The 26,049-nt window shown below is 45.0% G+C and carries 21 protein-coding genes and 1 riboswitch; of the genes, 1 reads left to right on the top strand and 20 read right to left on the bottom strand.

Going from position 1 to position 26,049, the window contains the following annotated elements; genetic code table 11:
- Positions 1 to 18: 18 nt before the first annotated feature.
- The 20 genes from NSS82_RS05025 to NSS82_RS04930 all read right to left on the bottom strand — a co-directional run bounded on the left by NSS82_RS05025 (position 19) and on the right by NSS82_RS04930 (position 24,031).
- On the bottom strand, positions 19 to 1,539 hold the full coding sequence (locus NSS82_RS05025; RefSeq protein WP_036676584.1) for a glycosyl hydrolase: 1,521 nt from the start codon (positions 1,537 to 1,539) through the stop codon (positions 19 to 21).
- 153 nt (positions 1,540 to 1,692) lie between these two features.
- On the bottom strand, positions 1,693 to 3,243 hold the full coding sequence (locus tag NSS82_RS05020) for a glycosyl hydrolase (RefSeq protein WP_051490925.1): 1,551 nt from the start codon (positions 3,241 to 3,243) through the stop codon (positions 1,693 to 1,695).
- A 12-nt stretch (positions 3,244 to 3,255) separates the two neighbouring features.
- A riboswitch (cyclic di-GMP riboswitch) is annotated at positions 3,256 to 3,335 on the bottom strand.
- A gap of 136 nt (positions 3,336 to 3,471) precedes the next feature.
- A complete protein-coding gene (locus NSS82_RS05015; protein ID WP_036676586.1) occupies positions 3,472 to 4,845 on the bottom strand; it encodes a sugar phosphate nucleotidyltransferase in 1,374 nt (457 codons plus the stop codon).
- A gap of 700 nt (positions 4,846 to 5,545) precedes the next feature.
- Positions 5,546 to 6,886: a UDP-glucose dehydrogenase family protein gene (locus NSS82_RS05010; RefSeq protein WP_076274041.1), complete on the bottom strand. Its 1,341-nt coding sequence runs from the start codon at positions 6,884 to 6,886 to the stop codon at positions 5,546 to 5,548.
- Between the two features lie 4 nt (positions 6,887 to 6,890).
- Complete coding sequence (locus NSS82_RS05005) at positions 6,891 to 7,991, bottom strand: glycosyltransferase (RefSeq protein ID WP_036676592.1); 1,101 nt, start codon at positions 7,989 to 7,991, stop codon at positions 6,891 to 6,893.
- A gap of 61 nt (positions 7,992 to 8,052) precedes the next feature.
- A complete protein-coding gene (locus tag NSS82_RS05000; RefSeq protein WP_076104221.1) occupies positions 8,053 to 9,192 on the bottom strand; it encodes a glycosyltransferase family 4 protein in 1,140 nt (379 codons plus the stop codon).
- Entirely contained in the window at positions 9,192 to 10,379 is a 1,188-nt protein-coding gene (locus NSS82_RS04995) for a glycosyltransferase family 4 protein (protein WP_036676596.1), read from the bottom strand. The genes NSS82_RS05000 and NSS82_RS04995 overlap by 1 nt, the downstream gene beginning before the upstream one ends.
- The gene (locus tag NSS82_RS04990) at positions 10,366 to 11,223 is read right to left on the bottom strand and encodes a glycosyltransferase family 2 protein (RefSeq protein WP_038568901.1); all 858 of its coding nucleotides are present in this window, start codon (positions 11,221 to 11,223) and stop codon (positions 10,366 to 10,368) included. The genes NSS82_RS04995 and NSS82_RS04990 overlap by 14 nt, the downstream gene beginning before the upstream one ends.
- Positions 11,224 to 11,249: 26 nt before the next feature.
- Positions 11,250 to 12,635: an oligosaccharide flippase family protein gene (locus tag NSS82_RS04985; RefSeq protein WP_036676601.1), complete on the bottom strand. Its 1,386-nt coding sequence runs from the start codon at positions 12,633 to 12,635 to the stop codon at positions 11,250 to 11,252.
- Positions 12,601 to 14,079, bottom strand: coding sequence for an O-antigen ligase family protein (locus NSS82_RS04980; protein ID WP_036676604.1), 1,479 nt, complete (start codon positions 14,077 to 14,079; stop codon positions 12,601 to 12,603). The genes NSS82_RS04985 and NSS82_RS04980 overlap by 35 nt, the downstream gene beginning before the upstream one ends.
- Positions 14,076 to 14,849 (bottom strand): WecB/TagA/CpsF family glycosyltransferase, encoded by a 774-nt coding sequence (locus tag NSS82_RS04975; RefSeq protein ID WP_036676606.1) that lies wholly within the window; start codon positions 14,847 to 14,849, stop codon positions 14,076 to 14,078. Before NSS82_RS04975 ends, NSS82_RS04980 begins: the two co-directional genes overlap by 4 nt.
- On the bottom strand, positions 14,846 to 16,192 hold the full coding sequence (locus NSS82_RS04970) for an O-antigen ligase family protein (protein WP_036676609.1): 1,347 nt from the start codon (positions 16,190 to 16,192) through the stop codon (positions 14,846 to 14,848). Before NSS82_RS04970 ends, NSS82_RS04975 begins: the two co-directional genes overlap by 4 nt.
- A gap of 9 nt (positions 16,193 to 16,201) precedes the next feature.
- The gene (locus tag NSS82_RS04965; protein ID WP_036676610.1) at positions 16,202 to 17,137 is read right to left on the bottom strand and encodes a glycosyltransferase; all 936 of its coding nucleotides are present in this window, start codon (positions 17,135 to 17,137) and stop codon (positions 16,202 to 16,204) included.
- A gap of 25 nt (positions 17,138 to 17,162) precedes the next feature.
- Entirely contained in the window at positions 17,163 to 17,855 is a 693-nt protein-coding gene (locus tag NSS82_RS04960) for a sugar transferase (protein WP_036676612.1), read from the bottom strand.
- Positions 17,856 to 17,885: 30 nt separating this feature from the next.
- Positions 17,886 to 18,776, bottom strand: coding sequence for a UTP--glucose-1-phosphate uridylyltransferase GalU (gene galU / locus NSS82_RS04955; protein WP_036676615.1), 891 nt, complete (start codon positions 18,774 to 18,776; stop codon positions 17,886 to 17,888).
- A 149-nt stretch (positions 18,777 to 18,925) separates the two neighbouring features.
- Positions 18,926 to 19,567: a CpsD/CapB family tyrosine-protein kinase gene (locus NSS82_RS04950; protein ID WP_036676617.1), complete on the bottom strand. Its 642-nt coding sequence runs from the start codon at positions 19,565 to 19,567 to the stop codon at positions 18,926 to 18,928.
- Positions 19,551 to 20,288 carry a YveK family protein gene (locus NSS82_RS04945; RefSeq protein WP_036676620.1) on the bottom strand — a complete coding sequence of 246 codons (738 nt, stop codon included), beginning with the start codon at positions 20,286 to 20,288 and terminating at the stop codon, positions 19,551 to 19,553. The genes NSS82_RS04950 and NSS82_RS04945 overlap by 17 nt, the downstream gene beginning before the upstream one ends.
- Positions 20,289 to 20,553: 265 nt before the next feature.
- Positions 20,554 to 21,189: a response regulator gene (locus NSS82_RS04940; RefSeq protein ID WP_036676623.1), complete on the bottom strand. Its 636-nt coding sequence runs from the start codon at positions 21,187 to 21,189 to the stop codon at positions 20,554 to 20,556.
- A 23-nt stretch (positions 21,190 to 21,212) separates the two neighbouring features.
- A complete protein-coding gene (locus tag NSS82_RS04935; RefSeq protein WP_036676625.1) occupies positions 21,213 to 22,859 on the bottom strand; it encodes a sensor histidine kinase in 1,647 nt (548 codons plus the stop codon).
- A gap of 317 nt (positions 22,860 to 23,176) precedes the next feature.
- Positions 23,177 to 24,031: a helix-turn-helix transcriptional regulator gene (locus NSS82_RS04930; protein WP_076104220.1), complete on the bottom strand. Its 855-nt coding sequence runs from the start codon at positions 24,029 to 24,031 to the stop codon at positions 23,177 to 23,179.
- A gap of 84 nt (positions 24,032 to 24,115) precedes the next feature.
- Here NSS82_RS04930 and NSS82_RS04925 point away from each other — a divergent pair, with 84 nt between their 5' ends.
- On the top strand, positions 24,116 to 26,047 hold the full coding sequence (locus NSS82_RS04925) for a glycoside hydrolase family 20 zincin-like fold domain-containing protein (RefSeq protein WP_076104219.1): 1,932 nt from the start codon (positions 24,116 to 24,118) through the stop codon (positions 26,045 to 26,047).
- The last annotated feature ends 2 nt before the right edge of the window (positions 26,048 to 26,049 follow it).

The following is a 26,049-nucleotide window of genomic DNA, read 5'->3' as shown; positions in this document are numbered from 1 at the left end:
CCCTATCATTTCATTAGATTAAGGAAGGAACAATGCCCCTTGTGGAATTACCTGCTGCTTCTGGCTGGAACTCTCCCATAGCAAACGAAGATTGGCATCTCCTTCATTCTCATAATATTCAATTTGGATATCATAAAGCGTTCCAGCTGTGAGCGGGATACTTCCTTTATGAAGGGTTGCACTTTGATTTTTCCAATTGTCGATGATCAGCTTTCCGTCAATCCAGACACGGACTCCATCATCAGAGGATGCTGAAATTGTATATTTTTCACTGAATTTGGGTTTGAGCTTCCCTTTCCAGCGTACAGAAAAGTGATCTTCATTTATCCCTGAGGCAGGTGACGCACCATGCCAATTAAAATCAATCTTACGGTCATCGCGGATAAGTACCGCTTCTCCCTCTAAATCAGTATTGTTATAGTATTCTCCAGTTAAACCCGTTAGGGTTACCGGAGTTACGGGTGCTATCGAAGGACCTCCTGTTGTGAGAACATAGTCCTCTCTCGATACTATAAACGAGTCTTTCATAAAGCTTTTAATTGACTGTAGCGTATTATTTTCTGTCAGTAATTTTCCCCAGGTCATCATATAGACCCATTTATTTTGTTTCTCAGTTAATACATCCGGGTTCGGCAGCTGTCCGCTCTCCCCGATTCCGATAGGTTTACCCTCGGCCAATGCGAGCAGATCCTCATAGTAGGACTGCTTATAATCGTTATTGTAGATATCCGCAGCCAGAACATCGAGTTTATCCCCACCGGGATAATATGCAGCATAAGGATCTGACCATTCATTCGGCGCATTCGGATTCCATACCCACAGTAGATTATTTAGCTTGTGTGTGTTTACAAAACGATCATAGACAATACTCCAAAGCTCTGAAAAATTGTCCTTTTTCCCCCACCAAAACCAACCGCCATTCATTTCATGGTAAGGTCGCCATAAGACTGGAACTCCGGCATCACGCAATTGTCCCAAATATCCAGCAACCTCGTCTAGATCTGAGATTAGCCTCTTATACTGAGCTGTCCCAGGTGTAACATAAGCATTAAATTTCTCTTGACTGAGACTTCTGTTTACATTGGACCATTCTGGAGATGTTCCCGGCAAACTCTGATGGAATGTCATGGCTACAATGCCACCCTCGTGATGCCATTCAATTGCACTGTCTATCACTGCTTGCCGCTGTTCTGCGATCGTCCCTTCGGATTGATTATTAATCGCCCCTAATTCATAACCATGTAGAACGGCATTTTGTCCCGAAGTATTCTTCAGCTTATGAACCAGTTCATCTGGGCTTTCTAGATAATCATGCTGGCCGGACAAAATCCCTTTGCCACGTAGATTCACCAAATTACTCAGCAGTTGCTTAGCCTCTTCAGAAGCCGATGGATTACTGGGTATAACCGGAGGTAAAGAGGAAGAAACACTCATAGCCTTCGGAAGACTCTTAACCTCTCCCCAAGGCAGCAAGGAAAAAATAATAAACACCGGTAACATAGTAAACAACAATCTGTTTTTCTTATAATATTTACGCAAATAAATCCTCCTTTCGGTAGCTGTACTGCCTCTACAGGTGCTAAATAAACATACCTGTTATCGGACAATCGTCTTCTGACCTAATGAGGACTATAGCTTAGTAGCTCTGCAATAACGCAGAGCCACTAAGGATCGACCTTTAATTTTCATCAATCAGGAGACATCCGGAAGAAAAAGTGCACTTGCTGGAACTGTCTCTTTAGCTTGACTAGCACTTTCCCACATCAAGCGGACTCTCGCATCGCCTTCATTCTCGTAATACTCCACCTTGATATCGTATAGCCGACCAGCCTTCAGCGTTATAGTGCCCTTACGCTCAGTACCACTTTGCTTAGTCCAACTATCAATCACGGATTCCCCATTCACCCAGACACGGATACCATCATCTGAGGTAGTGTAAAATGTATATTGCTCATTATATAACGGCTTAATTTTACCGCTCCAACGTATGGAGAAACGATCAATCCCGAGGGAGGCATCCGGCGAGCCTTGCCGCCAATTGAAATCGATTATTGCATCAGTTCTATTAAGAGCTGCTGCTCCCGACAACAACATGTTGTTGTAATACTCTCCTGCAAGCCCCTTCGCGAGAGGAATTGCTGCCTCCCCCTCTTCTTCGGAAGGTGCCGGCGCTGGTGCGGCGCTAGGTGTCGGTGCCAGACCAGTATTTAATTTATCTCTGGTCAGGGTGTAGTTGCTATTCATAAATGTTTTGATTGTGTCTGCACTGTTATTTTCGTAAAGCATTTTTCCCCAGCTCATCATATACGTCCATTTACTTTGCGATTGCTGAAGCTTCTCCAGATTAGGCATTTCACCATTCTCCCCGATCGCAATCGGTTTGCCTGCGGCTAGACTCAACAAGCTGTCATAGTATTTTTGCTGGTAATCATTTTCGTATATATCTGCTGCCAGAATATCTACTTTATCAGCACCTGGATAAGTTAGCGCATAAGGATCTGACCAAACATTGGGAGCATTCGGACTCCATACCCATAACAAATTATTTAATTTATGAACGTTAACAAAACGGTCATACATTATATTCCATAGTTTAGAAAAGTTATTTTTCTTCCCCCACCAGAACCAGTTCCCGTTCATTTCATGATAGGGTCTCCAAAGCACCGGAACATTGGCATCGCGCAAGCTTTTTAAAGAGACTGCCACCTTATCAAGCTCAGCGATCAGATTATTATATTGCTTGGTACCCGGTGTAACGTAACTATCGAACTCACTCTGGCTGAGTGTTTTTTTCACATTATCCCAGTCATAAGAGGTGCCCGGCAGGTTAGCATGAAAAGTCATAGCTACGATCCCGCCCGCTTTATTCCAGTTGATGGCGCTGTTCACCACATTTTGACGTTGCCAAGCCATCGTTGCTTCGGACTGACCACTGATCGCACCCATTTCATAACCGTGAAGAGCCGCATATTGTCCGCTGGTTCCCTTCAGCATATTGTTAATTTCATCTGGACTTTCTAAATAGTCATGTTGACCAGCAATAATGCCTTTTCCTGAGATCGAGTAAAAATAGTTAAGCAGCTTTACGGCTTCAGGTGAGGCACCTGGGGTAACTGGCGTTCCAGAATTTGAAGCAGCTATGACAATAGACGGCGAAATCCCAACAGCAAGCGGAAGTGCAGTCAGAAACAGGACGAGTGACAGAAATGCACCAAACAATCGATACGTACGGTAAGCTTTCAAAATATTCTCCCTTTCGGTAGCCAGGCTGCCACTCTTTCGAAGGCCCTATAGCTTTGCGTCCCTACCTTTCGATAGGTTTGCCTTTTCAATTTAAGAGAAATAATCTCTCTTACCGTAAGTATCGACGACAATTAATGATATATTTAGTGTTTTTATGACTTTTTTTGATAATTGAGTCAATTTACCTGTTTCAAGAAATTTTGAATTGGTTAAATAGATAGGTTAGACCTATGAAATGAATTGTTGTAGTTCTATATCATTCCAGTCTAAAGTAATACGAATGTTATCTTCTTCTACTAATTCAGACCCCGTCTGTACCTCTATAAACTCAACATCCGTCAAAGCAAGGATCGCGTGTTTCGTTCCTTCCGGTATACGTACCACGTCCCCAGCCTTCACATTATGTTTTTTCTCATTCAGCACAATACTTGCTTCGCCGCTGACGATTGTCCAAATTTCACTACGCTTGCGATGTAATTGATAGCTGATATTATTCCCCTCGGATATAAAAATCCGTTTGGTCAGCACTTCATTGCCTTCATCATATTTCACATAATCAATAACTTTGTAATGGCCCCAGCGGCGTTCCTCGTACATCGGTCTCTGTTCAAAGGTCTTCAGCACTTCTTTAATCCGTGGGCTCTCAGCTTTATGGGTAACTAGAATTCCATCCGGGCTAGCCGCAATGATCAGATCCTTCGCACCAATTACCGTAATCGGAATGTCCAGCTCATTAATCAAGCAAGTCCCCTCAGAATCCGCCGTCACAAAACCTTTTCCTACATGCTTGCTGCTCATTTCCTCTGTCAGCGTATTCCACGTTCCAAGATCCTTCCAGAATCCATCATACGGCTGCACCACAATATGTTCTTCTTTCTCCACCACTTCATAATCAAAGCTGATGGAAGACAATAGCTTATACTGCTTCTGCAATTCTTCATATCCTAAAGGCAACCCTTTACGCTGCAAAATATCTAACAAGTACCCTAAACGGAAGGCAAACACTCCGCAATTCCACAATGCATTTTGCTCGATGAGCTGTTCTGCTTGTATGCGGTCTGGTTTCTCTTGAAAGTGACTCACCTTCATAAAACCATTCCCCCCCGCCTCTTCAGTGGTAGGAATAATATATCCGTATTTCTCTGAGGCATGTTCAGGAACAACACCCATTAGTGCCAGATTTGCTCCACTTTCCAGCATGGTCCCCTCAAGCATAGCTATGGTATCGAAAAAGGATGCTTCTACATAAGGGTCAACAGGCAATATTGCTACCGTCTCCGCTGGAGAAACACCTGCCACTGAATAAAGATAGGTAGCTGTTAAGGCGATAGCCGGAAAAGTATCCCGACGCTCCGGTTCAACGATAATCGGCACATGACTTCCCAGTTGGCTTTGTATCATTTCTACTTGGCCGCGGCCGGTGGCTAGATAAGATGATTCTGCCATCCCTGCTTCCTCCAGCTGTCTCCAGACACGTTGTACCATGGATTCTGGTTCACCTTGAGGGCTTTCAAGTACCTTTAGAAATTGCTTTGAACGTGAGTCGTTAGACAACGGCCATAACCGTTTACCTGAACCGCCTGATAGAAGTACCATTTTCATAGAATGAACCCTCCTTGAATTATGGAAATCGAGCATAATGGAATTGTTATCAAAACGTATAGCTTCCGCTTAGCCTTAGTTCGAGCGGATGCATTTTTTAAAAAATTTATTAGGTATGAACCACTCCAAGGGATTTTGGACTTCCGATCGCTGTTATCCTCAGATTTCCTGATTGGACCGCTTCTCGCGGTAGAAATCCGAGGATAAAGGCGAACACTCCGTTTCTACAGTTCCAAATTCCCTTTCCGTTCTTAACCTAACCAACTACTTTTTAACAATGATCCATGCGCACCGGGCTGTACCAGCCGGAAGCGAGCACGTTTTTCTAAAGATTTGCTTCTGCTCCGGGGGAGGCAGCTGCAACTGCAAGAACAACTGCAAGAACAACTGCAAGAACAACTGCAACTACAAGAGCAAGACTAGTTGCCACCACAGAGACAGAGACAATGACAACTACAAATGCTACTGCTACTGCTACTGCGGTATATAATCAGAGTACCTAACTTTATAAATTGCTTAGAACCTTAAAATAAGGGAACGAAGTGGCGGAAGACAATTTTGGAACTGGAGGAGCGATAGCATCCGCCTTTGTCTGCGGATTTCTACCGCTATCAGCGGTTAAAATCAGGAAATCTGCAGACAACAGCGGCTGGAAGTCCAAACATTCACCGCAGTTGCGACTGACACTTAACACAAATGATTAAACCGCTCCAGCCACACTAGCAGAATAACCGCTCAATCCGCCCATCTGCGGGCGGCCGACAGAATGATAAACGAGGCCGGTACCCTCGATTTGCTCCTTGGAATACACGTTGCGTCCATCGATCAATACCCCATTACGCATGCTTTTCGCCAGCTGATGCAGATCAATATCCTTGAGTAGGCTCCAATCGGTCAAGAGGCATACGGCATCGCTGCCCTCAGCCGCTTCCTCAGGCAGATTGCACCAGCGAAGCTGCGGATGATCATATTGCTGCCTGAAATTTGTAGCTGCGATTGGATCATATAGTTTGACTGTTGCCCCTTCAGCCACCAGTGCCTCAACAATCTCTCTGGCGGGAGCTTCGCGGACATCATCAGTATTAGGCTTAAAGGCAAGCCCCCATATCCCAATCGTCGAACCGCGCAGGCTGCCAAGTGATTCATGCAGCTTGGAGATGATCATAAAGCGTTGTCCCTTATTCACTTCGACTACAGATTTCAATAATTTGAATTCGTAATCGACGTTGCCCGCAATTTGAATGAGCGCATTAGTGTCTTTCGGGAAACAGGAGCCTCCATAACCGATGCCAGCCTGCAGGAAGGATGACCCGATTCTTTGGTCCATACCCATTCCTTGTGCTACCTCGGTTACATCAGCTCCCACTTTTTCACAAATATTGGCGATCTCATTAATAAAGGAAATCTTCGTGGCCAAAAATGCATTCGAAGCATATTTGATCATTTCAGCACTGCGTATATCTGTTACAAATACATTTTCTGTGAAACCCTTATGAAGCTCGCGCATAGTTGGTTCCAGCTCTGGATTATCAAGACCAATGACAATTCTGTCGGGATGGAGGGTATCGCGAATCGCTGAGCCTTCACGTAAAAACTCAGGTGCAGACACGATATCAAAAGGATGATGGGTATGGCTAGAGATCATTTTGGAGATTTTCTCATTTGTCCCTACTGGAACTGTAGATTTAGTCATTATAATTTTGTGCCCTTCCATCGCTTTAGCGATTTCAGCGGCTGCACCCTCAATATAGGTTAAGTCTGCTTCACCATTAGGCAGTGATGGCGTACCTACAGCAAGGATGATAATATCTGAACGGCGCACCGAATCCTGAAGATCCGCAGAAAAAGATAACCGTTCCTCACGAAGATTCAGTTCAATCAGTTCCTCGATTCCCGGCTCATAGATGGGCGATTCCTTCTGTTTCAGCTTCTTAATCTTTTCCTCGTCCTTATCCACACAGATGACATGATGTCCGCCCAGTGCAAAGCACACGCCAGATACAAGACCCACATACCCAGTACCGATTACTGTCAGCTTCATATAATCATCCTCCTTTTAGAAAATTGACGTACGCCTGCTCAACATACTGCTTGAACTTAACCATAAACGCCTGCTCATCGAATTTACGTGCATGCTCCATAATTTGATCGATATCCCAAGCGTAGGACTCTACCTCATAAATAGCCTTAAGTAGATCCTCCACTTCTTGATGCTGAAAGAACACACCATTTACATAAGGAATAATAGTATCTAGTGCGCCACCTGCTTGATAAGCAATTACCGGTCTTCCTGCAGCGTTCGCTTCCAGCGGTGTAATTCCAAAGTCCTCTTCTCCTGGAAAAATAAATGCTCGACACTGTGCCATCATTCCAGTCACTTGCTCATCTTCTAGCCGGCCCAGAAACGATACATTATCCTTAGCCATGCCTTCGAGGCGCTTGCGATCCGGTCCATCCCCTACGATATAAAGCTTAAGACCGTTACGATTGAAAGCCTCTACCGCCAGATCAATCCGCTTGTAGGAAACAAGCCGGGAGACAATTAAATAATAGTCGCCAATGGTAGAAGAGCTTGTAAACCGGGCTGTATTAATCGGTGGAAATATGACATCTGCATCCCGGTGATAATAATTCTGAATCCTCGTCTTCACTACTGAAGAATTGGCTACGAACTGATTCACATTTTTGGAAGTCCGTTGGTCCCACGTTTTAAGCTGCTGCATGTATACCTTAAGCATTTTCTTGAACAGCCCGGAATTCGACTGACGTTCCATATAGGTGTCATAGTCCCATGCGAAGCGCATAGGCGTATGGCAGTAACAAAGATGAAACGTATGTTTAGGAACCTGAATACTTTTCATAAAAGCACTGCTGGAACTCAGGACGATATCGAAACCGCGAAAGTCCAAATCACGGATGGCCATTGGATAAAGTGGCAGCACCCCTTTAAAATTGGTCTTTACTCCCGGAATCTTTTGCAGCCAGGAGGCACGGATATCCGCATCTTTGAGATTGTCAGTAAGGCGGCTTCCGTTAAAAACCGTTGTGTAGATTGGAGCCTCGGGATACATGTGATGAAAGACTTCCACCACTCTTTCCGCGCCGCCCATTTGGATTAAGTAATCGTGCGCTATCGCAATTTTCATGTGAATCATCCTCAAAGTTTTATGGAGCATCATCTTCAGAATTACCGCGTCATATCATCTGTCAGGTGCCCGCCAACAAACCTTTATAGTAGTCAACGATGTCCTTGACCGTATTCTCGATAACAAAATGCTCTTTCACTCGTTTCATCCCATTGTCCGCCATCCGCCGTCTTTCCTCTGGGTGATCCAGCATCCATTTAATGGAGTCTGCCAGTATCGCCGCGTCACCAGGCTCTATCAGTAATCCTGTCTCACCTTGAACTACAATTTCTACCGGCCCGCCTTCATTGGAGGCGATCACCGGTAATCCCGCTGCCATTCCTTCAACGATAACTTGGCCAAAAGGCTCAGGAGTTACCGAAGTGTGAATCAGTAAATCAGCAGTATTCATAAGGCCTTGAATATCATCCACATGCCCTAGCATGCTTACATTAGTAAGCTCGTCGTTTTTTATCTTTTGCAGCAATTCCTGCTTATAAGCCTCTTCTCCAAACAGAGCGTCTCCGGCCAGCCAGAACTTCACACGAGGTTCGTTCTTAAAGCTTTTTGCGGCTTCCAGCACAATATGCTGACCTTTCCAATGCGCCAATCGACCAACTAGCAGTACGTTAAAATTCTTCTGGTCCCGCATGCCGATCCCATTACCAATCGCTTTAGCGAAAGCGGAGTATACGACCAGCGTTTTTTTGGAACGCGGCAGCTCCAAAGCATTCAGCGTAGAATGTGAATTCGCGATGACTCCATTTGGGAGCAGTCGCGACAGCAAACGAATTCCTTTGGCAACGATAGGCTTTAAATAAGGGGCTCCAATATGATCCCGGATATGCCAGATCAATGGAACGCCTGCTATTTTTGCAGCGATGGCTCCGTATAATGCAGATTTCAGGGAATTGGTGTGCACGCAATCTACCTTCTCCGCTTTTAAGAGCGGCGCAAGCTTGCGGCCATAAGCCAACAGCTTGAAGGCTGCAGCAGGTGCTCCCAAGTTGACTGCATTTCTACCACGACTTCTGATGCTCTCATCCAGCGGAATAATACGGACATCCATCCCTTTTTCACGTAGCCGTTCAGCCAGCGCACCATCCTCAGCCAGGATTACCAGTGGATCGATCTGTTCTCCAATATGGGTAAGGATGTTAAACAGGGCAACTTCTCCACCACTCCATTTAGCAGTGTGATCTATATAGGCCACTCTAAGCATTACGTGGTCACCTCCTCTCCTAAAGCTTGCAGGAACACGGATTCTACTTGATCCGTAACATGCTCCCAAGTATATCTCTCTAGTACATGCTCTCTACATTCATCACGGCTCGGAAGCAGCTTTCGATTGCTAAGCATATGGATCATGCCTTCGGCCATGTGGTCGCTACTTGAACTCTTAAATAGCAATTCCGGCCGGAAGCCTTGCAAAATCTCCTTATTGCCGCCAATCGGTGTAGCCATCACTGGCAATCCTGAAGATAAGGCTTCAACGGTAATCAAACCAAAGCCCTCCAATGCCTGTGAGGGAACCACGAACATGTCCGCTGCCTGATAATAAGAGGCTAGTTCATGATCAGGAATGTAGCCTAGCAGTCTTACCTTGTTGCTTAAGCCATAGTCGGCGATCTTTTCTTCCAGTTCCCCCCGCAACGGCCCTTTACCACCAATCAGCAGAATTGCATTCGGAAAACGCTCCGCAACTTGCTTCCAGGCTTCAAGCAGCTGGAGTAGTCCCATTCGATTGACCAAACGCCGGACAGTCAGCACGGTTGTTGCTCCCTCAGGTAAATTCAAGGTCCGGCGAATCGCCAATCGATTCGTAGCGGGGATAAAACGTTCCACATTAGCTGCACCTGGAATCACAATAATTTTGTGTAGTGGCACTCCGTGCAGCTTATGGAGAATATCGCGGAACGTCTCACTAAGCACGATGAACTTATCCGCAAGCTTATAGGCTCTATGTTCAATGGATTTGGCGATGGTTGTTTTGACCCGGTGCTTAATGCCTTGGCCTTCGATTTTCATTTCTTCATTCCATGGGCCATGAAAAGTCATTACTACAGGAATCCCACGTTTCTTTGCTTCCAAGGCTGGACCAATACCATAAGGAGCAAAGTGAGTGTATAAAATATCTATACGGCCACTGCCCTCTCCCATCAGATCGGCCGCCTTACGCTGGAAAGCATCCTTACGTTTCCAGATCCCATCTTTTGGATCTCCGGCATTGTGAATAATCAATTCCTCAGGGGTAGCAGGCGTCTCTTGACTGCAAATCAGCGCATGCACCCGATTACGTGAGGAGAGTTGCTCGCAAACGGATTTGAAATACGTGTTAAGCCCACCCGGCTGTAGCGACGGCCAGCTAAGGCCTGTCGTCATAATGTTCAATCCGTCACTGTACGGCATAGCTTCTCTCTCCTTTATTCTCCTTCTCGGTCTGACTCGTCTTCGCATTGTGCTGAGTCAGCTTTCCCGATCTAATTAATTCGTAATGCTTGAAGCCGACCATGAATTCATACATGACCCAGAATACGGATACACCGAAGCCTGACATTCCCTTCTTGAACAACCCATGTAAGAAATACTTTTGCAGGAAACGGGCTGGTGGTCTTAACAGCAGATGACTGACCCGAAATCGTTTGCCCTTGGCATACGCACTTTCAGCTTCCAAGTCAGTATACTTATTGAAACGTGCCACATGATCGTTAATACTGCGGTAACCATAATGCCAGAGGGTTCCTGTCAAACGTATGGTTCGCTCTTCTGAGACCTCGGGCATCTCGTGCACCAAGCTATTTCGAATTCCATATGCTTTGCGGTTGTATAGGCGCACTAGATATTCGCCACGATCCAGCCATCTGCCCATAAAATCACCGATCCGGTAGATAGAATAGGCAACCGATTGATCCATAAGCCCCGGTTTCAGTTCAAGAATACTTGCGGCCAACTCGTCGCTGACCACTTCGTCAGTATCAATAAGGAAGACCCAATCATGAACCGCGCGTTCTACTCCGAACTCCCTCTGTTTCGCATATCCGGGCCAAGGGTTGACGTATACTCGACAATTCAAGCTTTCAGAAAGCTGTACTGTCCCGTCTTTGCTGCCTCCGTCAATCACAACCACCTCGTCGGCGAATAACCTGCAGGATTGTATGGCCTTAGATATTCGAACTTCGTCATCCTGAGCGATGATGACAGCCGATATTGGATAATTGCCTTGGCCGCCTACCACGCTTTTTACTGAATCCATGAAGGTTTCCTCCTTTATCTTTCGCATTATCCATTCATATCCATAGGTTTCTTGCGAATGTAAGAATTCATCGTCGTCTTCATCCACTGAATGTCCTCGCGGGTAATAAGCAGCCGCGGAAGTTTAACTTTTAAGGTGTACTTTATATTGAGAACAATGAAGAAAAATCGCAGGATTGCTGATGACAACATCGCTATCCCTGCTCCGAGTAAGCCAAATTTAGGGATGAGCAGGAACAACATTGGGATAACCAAGAGTAAGCCAAAACCTTGAAGCATCGAAACAATTTTCGGCTTGCCTAGCGCCATAAAGGCCTGCGCCAGAATGATCGTCCCCCCGCTAATAGTCACTTCAAGGAGCAACAAACGAAACACGGTTAATGCCGCATTGAAGTCTTTGCCGTACATCAACGGAATTACTAAAGGGGCTAAGAGCATCAGAACTACTCCGCCAAGCATGGTGAAGGTCGTACTTATTCGAAAGGCTTTGAATGTTAACTCAACTGCCTGTTCTTTTGACAGCTCAGAAGCCTTAGGAAACAAGACGATCGTAATCGAACTTGAGAAAAAATTAACCATCCGCGATAGACTCACAGCCACTACATACAGTCCCAAATCAGCAGGTCTTAACAAACCGGCAATTACGATCTGATCGATATAGGTAGAGAAATTGCCAAGCAAGTCATTGCCGTAGGAACCCAGCCCGTAAGTGAACAATCTTTTTAAATTCTGATAGGCCCCTCTCATCTTCACCTTATAGGTGCGAAGCAAGGAAATCGTCATTCCGATAAACAGCGGCGCCCCCGGAAGGAGATAGGCAACTGCAGTTGTAAAAGGATTCATCTGATCCAGCGCGATCAATATCCCGATCATCGTCAGTGTAAGCAATGGCACTAGATAGCGAATCCAATTAAATCTCTTGTATTCTCCTCTGAATTGAAAAGCTGCATTGTTAATTTGAGAGATCGCTATAATCGGACACAGAATCATAGACCACTGAGCAAAGGTCACGACCTCCGGACTGAATGACTTCAGCCAATAAGGCAAGACCACGATACCTATAATCATCGCTATGACCCCAAAAATGGTACCAAGCAGCAACGCCATACGATAAAGCACTCCGGCATCCTCCGGGTTTTTCTTAGCGTTATAGATGAGAGCTGAAGGAATGCCAAAGCTCATGCTAAACGCCAGAAACTGTGACCAGTTAATCATCGCCGTCTGTTCCCCACGACCTGTCGGTCCAAGATAACGGGCGGTCAGTACACCAGTTAACATGTTAATCAATAGGATCATGACACTGACAAACATAGTTTTTACGGCTGCCGAGCTGTTGTCCTTGCTCTTGGCGAACAGTCTAAAAGATGACCAGATTGTTCTAGCGGGGAGAGATTTTGCATTCAACTGCTGCATACGGTGTTCCCTTCCTTCTACTTTGAGTAATCTCCCTTGCGCTGAGGCCAAGACCGATCAGCATCCAGATTAAGTATCCCTTGAGTCCGGGAAATCCATTATCTGATACCAAACTGACAATCGCACCGGTCCAAGTAGCTAACGCAAGTCGGGCGTAGGGCTGCAATTGGTCCCTGCTGATTACTCTAGCGAATATCTGTTTGACAACTGCGCCTAAAGCTCCGAAGAAGAACACAGCACCCAGAACACCAAAGGTAAGCAGTAAAGCGATAACTCCGTTATCCATAATTCCGTACTCTCCAAGCTCGCCGTCATTACCAAGCTTAGTCCCTTGGCCTACACTACCAATTCCCTGACCTACTGGATTGGCAGCGACCATCGGCAGCATGTTTTGCCATAAGCTTAGCCGTTCATTATAAGAGTGATCTTCCTGAACAGAAGATAGTGTCTCTACCCGAGCAACCAGTCCTTCGGCGCCAGGCAATTTCGGCACAACCCAGAACAACGCAGCAGCCACAAAAACTAATTGGATCAAGGTTTTCCACTTTCCCTTAGAAGGAGAGGTTCCAATGTACATGAGCAGCATTACCAGAAGTATCAGCCATGCCGCACGTACTAAAGTAGTCAGCAGGCAAATTACAACTAGCAGAACGCCGATCCAGCGCAATGTTCCCCGCCATTTTTTCTCCAGTATCATCGGAACTAAAGCAAACGCTAAGAATGTTGCTGCCGGTCCGGGCGAATTCAGCGTAGAGAACACTCGGATTTCCAATGGATATGGATTTCCGATGGACATCATGTCCGCATGTTTCATCCAGAACACATCCCAAGGTGGCACTGTCAAATACTGAACAATCCCGTAAATGGCAACTAGGACTGCAATATTGGCAAAAGCAGTAAGCAATCGATCGATATCCTTCGGCTTGAACTTCGTGACGGCAAAGTACGGCAATAACAGCAGTGGCACAATATAATTCGCTAAGTCATAAACTGAGCCCATGCCATTCTTAGCCAAACCGATTAAAGCACCATAACCCAGCGCAACTGCGAACATTAACATGATCCGCGTGGAGGCTTTTTGAATATTATGAATCTCCTTCAGCAGCGGAATGATCAAGGTCACACCGGTTAACAAGGGAGCTAAGCTCAGCAAGGATACAGAGTGATAAACTCCTTCTGACCAGTCAGCAATGCGGCGCAGCTCTGGAGCTACGGCCCAGATTAGCAAGGTATAAGCAACCAGCATTTTCGGTCTAAGTATGGCTAACAAGAAAGCCGGGAATAGGATGGCTGAGAGAATGGCTCCCTGCAGACTGTTCGATGAACTCAGCATCGCACTGGAGAAGCCAATGATCAGCGGAAGAGAGACACCTACAGCAGCAGTCCCCCCTATTAATCCAGCTGTCTTGATGAACCTAAGTGATGGGGGCGTAAATACACTCATTCCAAGCCTCCTTCCTTCACCTTATCCCGCTTACGCAGTTCCTTAAGTAATAAAAGTAGAAATTGTGCATCGTCCACAAGATATCTTTTCCAGAGCCGGCCGGGCTCCTGGCTAAGCCGCCAGAACCATTCGAACCCTGTTTTTTGCATGAAGCTAGGTGCTCGTTTCACTGAGCCTGACAGAAAATCAAAGGTCGCTCCCACTCCGATCGATATCGGAGCTTGATAAGAGGTATAGTGGCGATAAATCCACTTTTCCTGCTTAGGCGCTCCTACACCAACAAACACGATATCTGGCTGGCACTCTGTCAGCATTTCTATAATGCGTTCATTCTCCTCCTCATTGTGCTCGAATCCATAGGATGGAGAATAACAGCCAACCACATTTATTCCGGGATGCGCTGTTTTCAAATTCATTGCTGCCCGTTCCGCCACGCCTTCAGCTGAGCCTAAGAAGAACAGCCGGTACTTCCTTTGCTCAAAGGCGTTGCCCAATCGATTAAATAGATCCGCGCCGGATACCTTCTGCTTAAGCGGCTTACCTAGCATTTTGGATGCCCAGATCAGTGGCATTCCGTCAGCAACAACTGCGCCTGCCTTCGAATATACCGTTTGAAATTCTTTATCCTTACGAAGCTTGATCACATGATCTACATTACAAGTGAGAATATAAGACTGATTCCTCTCCTGAATGGTTTTATCAATGTAATCAAGCAAATCCATGAAATCATAGTTATCAAAATTGACATCGAACATATTCACTTGACTCATCGTATCACTTCTTTTTGTGGGGAATCGGTTGGCTGTGAAGATCGATACAGGCAGTTCAGGTACCAACAGAACGGAATAATAAATTGGACCGTCGACAGCGTGTTATCGGAGAATGAGTAGATTAAAAACGCTGCAATAAATAACAGATAATAAGGTTTGATCGGCGGAGCCAATGCTCTGTACACCAGAATAAATACAGCCAATAAAGAGAACATCAACAGAATAGCGCCAATATATCCCCCATCGAAGTAAAAGCGGATATACTCGTTGTGCGGAACTACAAAACCCTTATACAACGTTCCATCATTTGCTACCGTCACTGCTCCAAGCCCTCTACCAGACCAAGGAGAGTCCGCAGCCTTATTTAAGAAATACTCCCATGCCTCCGACCTTCCTGATAAATCAACAGCCGTATCTGTCTGTCTCTCAAAGGAACGTTTCTCAAAATTATCAAGCTGCCAGAAAACAGCGACCATAATCAGGAAAAATGCACCCATCAACGGAATTAGCAGATAGGTTCTGCCCTTCAAATATTGGCGAAGAATATCATAGAAGTAGTAGAGAACGGTAAGTCCAAGTGCCAAGATAGGCCCTCTTGTTCCTGTTCCAATCAAGATAAAGAAATTCAGAACTAACATGATATAGAAAAAGCGTGCTTGCTGCGGATTCCGCTTCACCTCAATAAATGGAATCGCTACTCCCATAAAGGCCAGCATCGCTAGATGCGCAGGAATATTAGCCCCCTGAATCCGTACAGCGCCTGTATACTCGATGTTGAGAAAATTATGAACATGCGCAAGCTGCAGCAACAAACCAACCACTACACTAACAAGAGGAAGCATACAGATAATTTTGATTTGCAGCTCGGCTACATTCTTTTTCCAGTTAATTAATAAAAATACGAATGGAATGGATAGACCGATAAAAGCTTTAACTGCAATGGATGAGGTCATTTCCGGCAGCCAGATCGAAGATCCAAAGGTAATCACCAGCAGCGCCACCATTGCCCACAAGGGGTGACTCAGACGAAACCGCAAGCCATTGACCAGAATACAAGGAACAAGCAGCATCACGATAACTAATTTATAAAGGGACAGTATCTCCATTCCGAACATGCTGCCATCATATAAAAAGTTAATCGATATTGCCGTTGTGATTAGAACGAAATAACTGATCAGTTCAGGCCGTGAAATCGAGATTCCCAGCAAAATAATCAGAAGCACGGCAGCTATCGCAATCATCGGCTGGTAGATGACCGCCGTTCCAAAGAACAGGGCCGACATGAGATAGAGCATCCCGTATGGCAAAACATTTAATTTGGAGCCCCACTCAAAATTTGTCATGTTAATCCCTCACCCCGCTGCGGAATGCCTCTCCCGATTGAGAATCATATGAAGCGTTCCACGAATACTCTCCAGCCTGCATTTGTTCAAAAGCCTTCTTCCTTTGCTTCTTGAGAGGATAGAATCAGCCAGGATATACACGAGTTTAGCGGCTGTCTTTCCCACTAGAAGCAGCTTGCCTTTTAGTCCTTCGCTTTTCATAGCGTTAGAGATACCTTGGCTATAATAGCGCCTCATAATCCAGTCTTCCGTCAAGCGGGCCGCCGGAACGAAATGGTCAACCGCCATTTCCGGATGGTAGAGGATGGAATGCCCTTCTTTTTGAATCTGTCCGAATAACCAGGTCTCTTCACCGGAGAGCAGAGAATCACCCTTTCTTCCGAGATCCAGGGGAAAAAGACTGATGTCGAATACGAGCTTCCGCATCGCCATATTGGCCCCACAAGGATGAAGTTGCTTGGGATATTCCTTAATCCGGCTACCTAAATCAACAATCGTGTACGGAAGCTCAAAGGGTTTAATCAACCAGTCCGGACGTTTACTTTCAAATATCGGAGCGATTTTGCCTCCCATAGCCATGACCTCCGGTTTACTCTCGAAAGTACTGACAATCGTTGTTATCCAACGCTGGCAAGGTATCGCATCATCATCGAGAAAGGCAATCAGCGGCGATTTGGAAGCCAGAATTCCTGTATTTCTAGCCGCTGAAAGCCCCTGCATCGGCTCCATCATGTAGCGGATATCCACATCAGCTCCATGCTTTCCTATAAACTTTTTGACGCAAGCTTCAGTATCATCCTTGGAACAGTTATCCACAACAATGATCTCCGCCTGCTCTAAGTGATCCAGCTTTAAAAGTGACTGAAGCGTCTTGATCAATAAAGGTGCTCTGTTGTAGGTACAGATGATAATGGAAAGCTTAGGAACGTCTCCGTATTCACGCATCGGCATTCACCTAATTTCCACATTATTAATAAGCATCTTTTGAACCGAGTAACATCAGTCCGGTTTTAGCAATGATTTTTAGATCCAGCATGGTGCTCCGAATATGGATGTAGGTTAAGTCCAGCTGTACCATTTCGTCGAAGCCGACACTGTTTCGGGCATTCACTTGCCAATATCCGGTACAGCCTGGTGTAACCGTCAAACGCTGTTTGTCATATTCCGTATACTGAGCCACCTCTTCTGGCAGCGGAGGACGAGGACCAACCAAACTCATTTGACCTATCAGCACATTCCACAGCTGAGGTAGCTCATCGATGCTCGTCTTGCGCAGGAATCTCCCTATCTGTGTGATCCGCGGATCGTTCTTAATCTTGAACATGGCACCGCTCACTTCGTTATAGGCCATCAGGTTTTCTTTTAACTCCTCAGCGTTACTAACCATGGATCTGAACTTATACATCGGGAATTGCTTTTCATTCTTCCCAACCCGGTTTTGCCGAAAGAACACCTTTCCTTTCGGATCCTCCAGCTTGATCAGAATCGCCACGACAACAAATAATGGCATTAACACGAGAAGACCAAGAGCGGAAAAAAAGATATCGATCATCCGTTTCATTATCAAATAGGACTCTGCTTCTTTCCTTCTCTCATCGGTATGCAGCATGTAAATTTTCGGCAGGACCGCCTCGTAGTCTTCCGGCAGTTTTTGCATGCTCATCCTCCTCATCTAAAATTTTGCGAACTCAACTTAACTACTCAAGCTGGTTTGTCCCATTTTATTCAGCCATTCCGACATTGCATCCATCACCGGATAGCGCAAATCTTCGCTTTGCAGTGCAAATTCAAGTGTTGTCAAAATATATCCAAGCCGCTCGCCGACATCATATCTTGTTCCGTCAAAATTATAGGCATATACCCGTTCACTCTGATTCAGCTTCTGAATGGCATCTGTCAACTGGATCTCTCCGCCGGCGCCTTCTTCCATTAAATCGAGATACTTAAAGATCTTCGGAGTAAACACATAACGACCCATGATCGCCAGATTGGAAGGTGCCGTACCTAGTGGCGGCTTCTCTACAAAATTGTTAACCCGATACAATTTACCGTCCTGCAAATCCGGTTCAATAATACCGTAGCGATTCGTGAATTCATCAGGAATTTCTTGAACTCCGATAACCGAGTTTTGTGTTTCTTCATATTGATCAATCAGCTGCTTAAGGCAAGGTACGGCTCCTGTGACGATATCATCGCCTAACATGACACCGAATGGCTCGTCTCCGATAAACCGTCTTGCACACCATACCGCATGCCCTAGACCCTTTGGTTCCTTCTGGCGGATATAGTGAATTTCTACCTTGGCTGAACGCTGAACCTCTTTAAGCAGATCCAGCTTTCCATCTTCCAGAAGCCTAGACTCCAGCTCAAACGCATTGTCAAAATGATCTTCAATGGCTCTTTTACCTTTACCAGTAACAATGATGATATCTTCAATACCGGAAGCAATAGCTTCCTCAACAATGTATTGAATGGTTGGTTTATTGATAATCGGAAGCATTTCTTTAGGCATGGCTTTCGTTGCAGGAAGAAAGCGCGTACCTAGTCCTGCCGCGGGTATGATTACTTTTTTCACCTTTTTCATCGCACTTTACCTCCTAAAAGTTTTGTGAGCATTAGCTTCAAAGATTTCACTTCGTACAAAACTCACTTCGAAAGCATAAACTTAAGTTTTGTGAGCATTAGCTTCAATGATTTCACTTCGAGCAAAAAACACTTCGAAAGCATAAACATTTACTTCGCCTGGTTCATGGCAATTCCGATTAGATTAGAGCCGGTCTGTTCAAGCAGCGTCTTCGCTTTGCGAATCGATTCCCGTTTGGACTTTCCATATCTGGCCACCAGAATCACGCCGTCCGCTTGAGGTGCCAATATACGAGCATCACTGAAATCGACTGCCGAAGGAGAATCCAGCAGGATCAGATCGTAGTTTTCTTTTAGTTCCTCAAGCAAAGCGGTCATTTTGGGGTTGCCTAGCAAATCCGGCGGACTAACATGAGTTTTTCCCGCCGGGATGACTGAAAGATTGGCTAAGTTTCCGAGGACAGCGATGTTATCTGCTTCCTCTTGCCCACTTAAATAAGCCGCAAGCCCGTCACTCCCCTCTACTTCAAACACGGTATGAAGACCGGGATGTCTCAGATTGCAGTCAACCACCGCTACCTTCTTGCCATCCTGGACGAAAGAGACCGCGAGATTCGACAATATTGTCGTCTTGCCTGCTCCAGCTTCTGCTGACGTAAAGAGCAGCACTTTTCCTCCGCCGCCCTGTGCTAGTCCAAGCTGACGTATATATGTGCGCAGTGATCGGAACGATTCGGAGATATGCGAGGATGGATTAACGTCTGTAACCAGACTCTTATTTAGCCGCAACATAAGCACCCTCCTTCACTCTGGTGTTGCCTGCCGCCTTACCTAAATCACGTTTACGAATGGTTGCGATCGAAGCAATTACCGGAAGACCAAGGTCATATTCCGCTTCCTTTTCAGACCTTAATGTGCCGTTAAGTGTTTCCATCAGCAAAATAATTCCTAGGGCAGCCATAAGTGATACAACAAAGCTGATGATGAGATTCATCGCAAACCCGCCGTTCGAGGGCCCTGGAACATCAGTCGGATCGGCCGGTGTCAGCAAGGTAACATTGTCTACCCTCATCAGCGATGGCAATTCACGAATGAATGTCTGCGATACCGCATTTACGATCCCGGCAGCTTTAGTGTAGCTTTCATCCTGAACATTGAGGTTGATCACCTGACTCTTCTCTGAAGTTTTAATCTCAAGCTTCTGGCTTAGTTCATCGGCCGTGAGACCAAACTCCGGGTGATTTTCTATTACGCTTTTCATGATGGTCGGTGATTTCATAATTTCCTTGTAACTCTCAATTAAATTCAGGCTAAAGCTCAAATCGTTAAGATTGTTGCTCTCGGGAGCTTTGGCAATGTTGTTGACAAGCAGCTGTCCGGAAGCGGAATAGACGGGTTCAACGAAGTTTTTGCTAACATAGTAAGTCGTAGCACAGGAGATCAAAACGAACACCATGATGAGCCAAAACCTTTTTTTAATCAGGTTAATGTAATCCAGAATCGTCTTTTCCACAGTAACCCTCCTTCCGCTAAAATTACATTCTGAAAGCATTCATGAAAGTTTCAGTTGTTGCTTTAATTCTATCAATCCACACCATTCGCCACATGGCTCATACCATCACTTTCCTCTTCACTTTGGAGTAAGACGTTATACCTCTTAAGAGGGGGATTAGGTATACTTTAGTGCCATATCGAGGGCAAATTTAGGTTTTAACGCACAAAAAAACACGGACAACCTGTCCGTGTTCATGTACTATGCTTACGAATTATTTCAATTTTCACTCGTAAGACATTTCATATTTGGTTAATCCGACAGCATTTGCATAAAGCGCTGCCTGAGTACGATCAGCCACCTGTAATTTAGCTAAAATCTGACTGACATGCTTCTTCACCGTAAATTCACTAATGAAAAGACGTGAAGCAATTTCTCTGTTGCAGGCGCCCTGTCCCAGCTCGATCAGGACTTCCTTTTCTTTGGGTGTTAATTCATCCGTTGGGCTGCTTCCACTCATGCGCATTTTATCTTCCATCAGACCAGGATCATAATACTTTCTTCCCTTGTGCACCAATTGGATAGCAAACAGTAACTCCTCGGGCAACGCCTCTTTCAGTACATATCCATCTACCAGTACTTCTTCAGCCTTCAGGAAATCCTCTCTGCTTGCAGATGACGTCAACAGAATGAACTTACTAACGATACCACGAGCACGCGCTGTCTTGATGACATCCAATCCCGATTCATCTGCTAGCTTAAGATCAATCAATACGAGATCAGGCTGCGTCTCCTCAATCACAAGAAGCGCTTCTTGGCCATTCGTCGCCTCACCCGCAAACTGCACATTCGGTTGCATCGAAATGACAGATGCCAGTCCTCTTCTAACTAAAGGATGATCATCAACAATGACGATTTTCACAGAAACGACCTCCCGCCTAAAGTTTATGCATTCTTTAATTCAGCTACACCGACAGGAATCGAAATCATAATTCTTGTTCCTGTGCTCTCATTACTGGACAACTGAAAGTCGCCACCGAGCGACTGGGTCAAATATTGCATATTCTTCATGCCAAGTCCGCTTACACTATCTTCAGATTCAATCCATAACAAATCAGTATCAAAACCAACACCATTATCACAAATCAATAATCGAATCCAAGTCGGCTTCAGAGACAGTTCTACATCTACTCGACTGGCAGCACCATGCCTGATGGCATTACCCGTGGCTTCGGAGATAATCCGAAAAAGCGCTTTGTGGTAAGGATAAGGGAGACTGAAATCATCGCCCGTTATTTTTAAATCAATATCAACATCATTTAACCTGGATAAGCTCTTCAAATGTGATCTTACCATGCCCAACCAAGTAGGACCGCCACTCTTCTTGGAGCTAAGACTGTAGATCGTGATCCGCAGTTCTTTAGCAACCTTTGTAGCAGAATCATGAATAAGCTCAATTTGTTCTTCTAGCTCATGATCTGACATTCTCTTCCACGATTCCTTCAGCGAATGCGTCGCATACACAATACCAAAAAGGCTCTGCGATACACTGTCGTGCATTTCATCCGCAATCCGGTTCTGTTCGTTCGTGATGATCAACCGGTTCTCGATCACACCAAGCTCATGTCTTTCAAGAATATTCGCACTTAGCTCAGATAAGAATATCAATTGTTGAATATACCATCTGCGGCCTTCCAGCCCCTCTGTAGACTCCAGCTTGAGTCCAATCATCCCTACAAAACGGGTGCTCATCCGTACAGGCATCAGCAGGAAATCGCCTAATCCCGGCAGATTTCTAAAAATAGGCTCTCGCTGCAATCTCCATTCATGCTCATGTTTTCCCAGTTCTGAGAATAGGAACTGTTCCTCTTCCTGCTGCCAGCCGGTCTGCCTGCTCTGCGGAGCTGGTTCTCCGCTTTTCTTGGCGAACCAAAACAAAGCCTTATCTAGCTTCGTTAGCTTAACAACATAATCGGTGATCACTTGACCGATATTCATGAAATCATGTTGGCTTGAGGTTTCCACGATATGGTACAGGGATTTGATATGCTCCATCGTCTCTTTCGTGCGAGCATTCGATTCTTCACGTTGCCGCTTCATCCGATTAACGATCTGCATTATTATAACCGTAAGTACCAGTGTTAGAAACAGATTCCCATTTATAAATACAATTTCTAAAAAATTTCTGTTCGCAGAATTGATAAAAAAATAACAGAGCACCGCAAAAATACTGATATAGCTTAAGAGCAACGACCATCCAAAATAAATGGACAATGAGCCTGCAGCAATCAATACAGGATTAAGCACATAGAGCCTAAAAGAGCTTTCGTACCCACCCGTAAACAAGGTCAATGCGATAATTCCCACCATCTCTATACTAACAGCCAGGACGAGAGTCTTTGGCCTGCTGCGTAGCCTTCGATAACAAAATGAGAACGTTTGTGCAAACACAACAAGTATAGCAATAATAAGTGATTTATAAATTATGGAAGGTCCCGTCTTATCTAGAAGATACATGAGTGATGTGAGGGACAATGAAAAATACCTGTAATACGCAATCAGTTTGTCTTCTGCAGTTGGTTTGATTTTCATCCCACCACCCTATTCTCCAGTTTTTTGGAAAATGCGAGATTGTACTGTGCTCGATAAAAGCATCATACATGAGAAAAATCACAATAACAAGTTGACATTTCCCATGTTTGCGCTTCCATTTGAAAAATAGTTACAAAAAATTTATTATTTTTTCAGTAGGTTTTATCACTAAAATTTGGAATTTTATCCACTATAGTTAATAAGAACTAACGCATTTATGTAATATTAATCCATATTTTTCAACATATCTTATAAAACGACAACAATTATACAAATTATAACAATTACTGTTGGGACTCTAGTAGGAGGATGTCGATTTAAATGTTATTCCGGCAAAGCTGGGGTGCGATCCCCATATATTTTTTAAATAAACGAGAAAAATAGAACGGATCATTATAATGAAGCATACTAGAAATTTCCTTAATTTGTAATGAGGTGTTAAAAAGCAACTTTTTGGCTTCCGCCATTTTTAGACGGTGAATATATTCATGAAGCGGGTATCCACTGCTGCGTCGAACAAGACGACGAAGTGTAGACATCGAAACATGATGTTTTGCCGCTATTTGTTCTAGGTCCATTTCACCATACATGCATAAGTTCAGGTCTTCCCGAATCTGACGCATATAATCAGCCTGAGAATTCCAACTTTTTTCTTCTATTATAAAAGAACACTCCAGCAGCATTCTTTCGAGCAATAATGCTGCCCGATCCGCATCCACAGGTTCTCCGCTCTCCATCCGTTCCAGCACTTCTTCAAATAAGGTAGTAAGACCTACTATAGATTGGGCTTGAAAAACATTTCCCCCGGCTATGAGGCCCGATTCCAGCCATTCGGATACACGCGTGCCATTAAAGTTAATATAATACTCATCCCAGCTGCCTCCCGGTGGTGGACCAAAGTTATAACTGTAACCTGGGCGAAAAAAGTATAAGCTGCCTTCACGCACCTGCTGCTCTTTTCCCCCAATCTCCATGTAGGAGCCACTACCTGACACTATGTAAACAATGGCCCAGTGCTCAAAAACTACACCTGAACGGAATAACGTTCTTCCTGGCAGATGACCTGCCTGTCCCACCCTTATATTCTTGAGCTTCAGCTTGGAGGATTCAACCTTCGGATCAATAATTCTTATTGGATATGGACTGATCATATAATCCATGTGCTTGGACATTATAGGCATTCCTCCCCTTGTTTAGTAGTGATAAGGTTATTGTGAAGATGATCATATTCTACATGAATAAGAGGTGTCCACGCTATGCTTAATCATTCTACACTACTGCTTTTCCCTAATCCGCGTGAAATCACATTGTCACAAGGCTCCTTCCATTTCCCAACAAGCGGAAGCATCGTGCTTCCTAATATGGAAGAACAATCTGCCATGCCAGCTGCACGAAAACTACAGGAAGTGATTGCACAAGCATTGAATCTGCAGCTGACTTTATCCATTGGCTTACGTCCAACCGTTGTATCTGTCTGTAACTTTAACTATGTGCCATTATTGTCTGCACAGGCATATGAGATTGTTGTCGATCAGAAGGGTATCGTTGTCTCCTATAGCTCTCCTGTAGGCGCCTTCTACGCAGCAGCAACCCTGAAACAAATCATAGAACAAAGTGGCAAATCTATACCTCAGCTGCATATTCGCGATGAACCTGATTTTGGAGCCAGAGGCCTGCTCATAGATATCAGCCGCAATAAAATCCCGAAGCAAGAAACCTTGTACCGGATCATTGACCTTATGGCTGATTTGAAGATGAATGAACTTCAGCTATATATAGAAGGTGCTCCGTTCGCTTATGAATCCTTCCCTCAAGTCTGGGAGCTTGAAACCCCAATTACCGGAGAGGAAATCCTGCTTCTGGATGCCTATTGCAAAGCACGTTATATAGAGCTTGTTCCCAATCAGAACAGCTTTGGGCATATGGAGGGCTGGCTCTCTCGTCCAGAATTCAACGCTTTAGCTGAAATTCCCGAAGGCTTTATGCTTCCGAAGAATTTGTATGCGCAGGACGTTTATCCAGAAGGCTTATTTATGCACCCTGGTACTTTTGATACCGAAGATCCTGCTGTACTACCTCTGCTAGACAAAATGTTTGACGATCTGCTACCTTACTTTAGCTCCAATCAGTTTAATGTAGGCTGCGATGAGACCTATGAACTCGGTCTTGGTAAAAATAAAGCTCTGGCAGAAACTCAAGGCAAAGGTCAACTCTATTTATCATTCCTGCAAAAGATTTATGAGTTGGTTACAAAACGTGGCAAAACGATGCAATTCTGGGGCGATATCATTATCCAGCATCCCGAACTGATTCCTCAGCTTCCTAAGGATATTATTGCTATGGAATGGGGTTATAGCGCGGAGCATCCCTTCGAGTCCGATACGCTCAAATTCCATGAAGCAGGTATTCCTTTTTATGTCTGCCCAGGCACCAGCTCATGGAACTCCATTACAGGACGCACAGACAATATGTTAGCCAATCTGCGCAGTGCAGCTATTCATGGCAAAAACAACGGCGCTATCGGTTATCTCATTACGGATTGGGGAGATTTTGGACACTGGCAGCATCTGCCGGTCAGCTATGCCGGCTTCGCCTACGGCGCAGCCCTATCCTGGAGTGTAGATCATAATCTGGAAGCAGATACTGCACAGTATTTAAATAGATTTATTTTTGCAGATCGTTCTGAGGGAATTGGCCAGCTGCTCCTGGATCTCGGCAATTACTATCAGCTTGAATCCAGTATCAACCGTTCAAATGATGCAGAAATGTCCCTGCTGCTGCGTACCCATCTGGACAATTTCCTAATCATAGAGAAGCTTACTGAGGAACACTTCAATAATCTCGAAGAATATCTGCTCTCCATTGAGGCGCGGCTATCGGGGTTAGATCTTCAATGTGAAGATGCTGCTCTTGTGCTGAAAGAACTGAGTAATGGCATCCATTTTGTGAAGCATGCTGTGCAGCTGGGCAGAATCAAGCTACAGTTGACATCAGCACCAGATTCGCTTGACCCTGCGCTGATTACGAAGCAAATCAATGACCTTGATGTACTCCTTCACCAATATCGTCTCTTGTGGACGGAACGCAACCGGCTCGGCGGCTTGGAGCAAAGTATCTCGAAACTTCAACGCCTGCGTAGTCAATATGAAGCATTGAAATCAGAACTCTCCGCATCCGTAAGTTCCTAATC

It is taken from the genome of Paenibacillus sp. FSL H7-0735, from assembly GCF_038008505.1.
GTDB classification, from domain to species: Bacteria; Bacillota; Bacilli; order Paenibacillales; family Paenibacillaceae; genus Paenibacillus_AQ; species Paenibacillus_AQ odorifer.
The sequence above is the reverse complement of the archived record's forward strand: the minus strand, read 5'-3'. Positions and strand labels throughout refer to the sequence as shown.

Bases quoted from the DNA above. Each gene is read 5' to 3' on its own strand.
- NSS82_RS04995 (WP_036676596.1), bottom strand. From the start codon at position 10,379: ATGCCGTACAGTGACGGATTGAACATTATGACGACAGGCCTTAGCTGG.
- NSS82_RS05000 (WP_076104221.1), bottom strand. From the start codon at position 9,192: ATGCTTAGAGTGGCCTATATAGATCACACTGCTAAATGGAGTGGTGGA.
- NSS82_RS04990 (WP_038568901.1), bottom strand. From the start codon at position 11,223: ATGGATTCAGTAAAAAGCGTGGTAGGCGGCCAAGGCAATTATCCAATA.
- NSS82_RS04980 (WP_036676604.1), bottom strand. From the start codon at position 14,079: ATGAGTGTATTTACGCCCCCATCACTTAGGTTCATCAAGACAGCTGGA.
- NSS82_RS04935 (WP_036676625.1), bottom strand. From the start codon at position 22,859: ATGAAAATCAAACCAACTGCAGAAGACAAACTGATTGCGTATTACAGG.
- NSS82_RS05015 (WP_036676586.1), bottom strand. From the start codon at position 4,845: ATGAAAATGGTACTTCTATCAGGCGGTTCAGGTAAACGGTTATGGCCG.
- NSS82_RS04975 (WP_036676606.1), bottom strand. From the start codon at position 14,849: ATGAGTCAAGTGAATATGTTCGATGTCAATTTTGATAACTATGATTTC.
- NSS82_RS05005 (WP_036676592.1), bottom strand. From the start codon at position 7,991: ATGAAAATTGCGATAGCGCACGATTACTTAATCCAAATGGGCGGCGCG.
- NSS82_RS04925 (WP_076104219.1), top strand. From the start codon at position 24,116: ATGCTTAATCATTCTACACTACTGCTTTTCCCTAATCCGCGTGAAATC.
- NSS82_RS04965 (WP_036676610.1), bottom strand. From the start codon at position 17,137: ATGCGTGAATACGGAGACGTTCCTAAGCTTTCCATTATCATCTGTACC.
- NSS82_RS05010 (WP_076274041.1), bottom strand. From the start codon at position 6,886: ATGAAGCTGACAGTAATCGGTACTGGGTATGTGGGTCTTGTATCTGGC.
- NSS82_RS04970 (WP_036676609.1), bottom strand. From the start codon at position 16,192: ATGACAAATTTTGAGTGGGGCTCCAAATTAAATGTTTTGCCATACGGG.
- NSS82_RS04930 (WP_076104220.1), bottom strand. From the start codon at position 24,031: ATGTCCAAGCACATGGATTATATGATCAGTCCATATCCAATAAGAATT.
- NSS82_RS04960 (WP_036676612.1), bottom strand. From the start codon at position 17,855: ATGAGCATGCAAAAACTGCCGGAAGACTACGAGGCGGTCCTGCCGAAA.
- NSS82_RS04985 (WP_036676601.1), bottom strand. From the start codon at position 12,635: ATGCAGCAGTTGAATGCAAAATCTCTCCCCGCTAGAACAATCTGGTCA.
- NSS82_RS04950 (WP_036676617.1), bottom strand. From the start codon at position 19,567: ATGTTGCGGCTAAATAAGAGTCTGGTTACAGACGTTAATCCATCCTCG.
- galU (WP_036676615.1), bottom strand. From the start codon at position 18,776: ATGAAAAAGGTGAAAAAAGTAATCATACCCGCGGCAGGACTAGGTACG.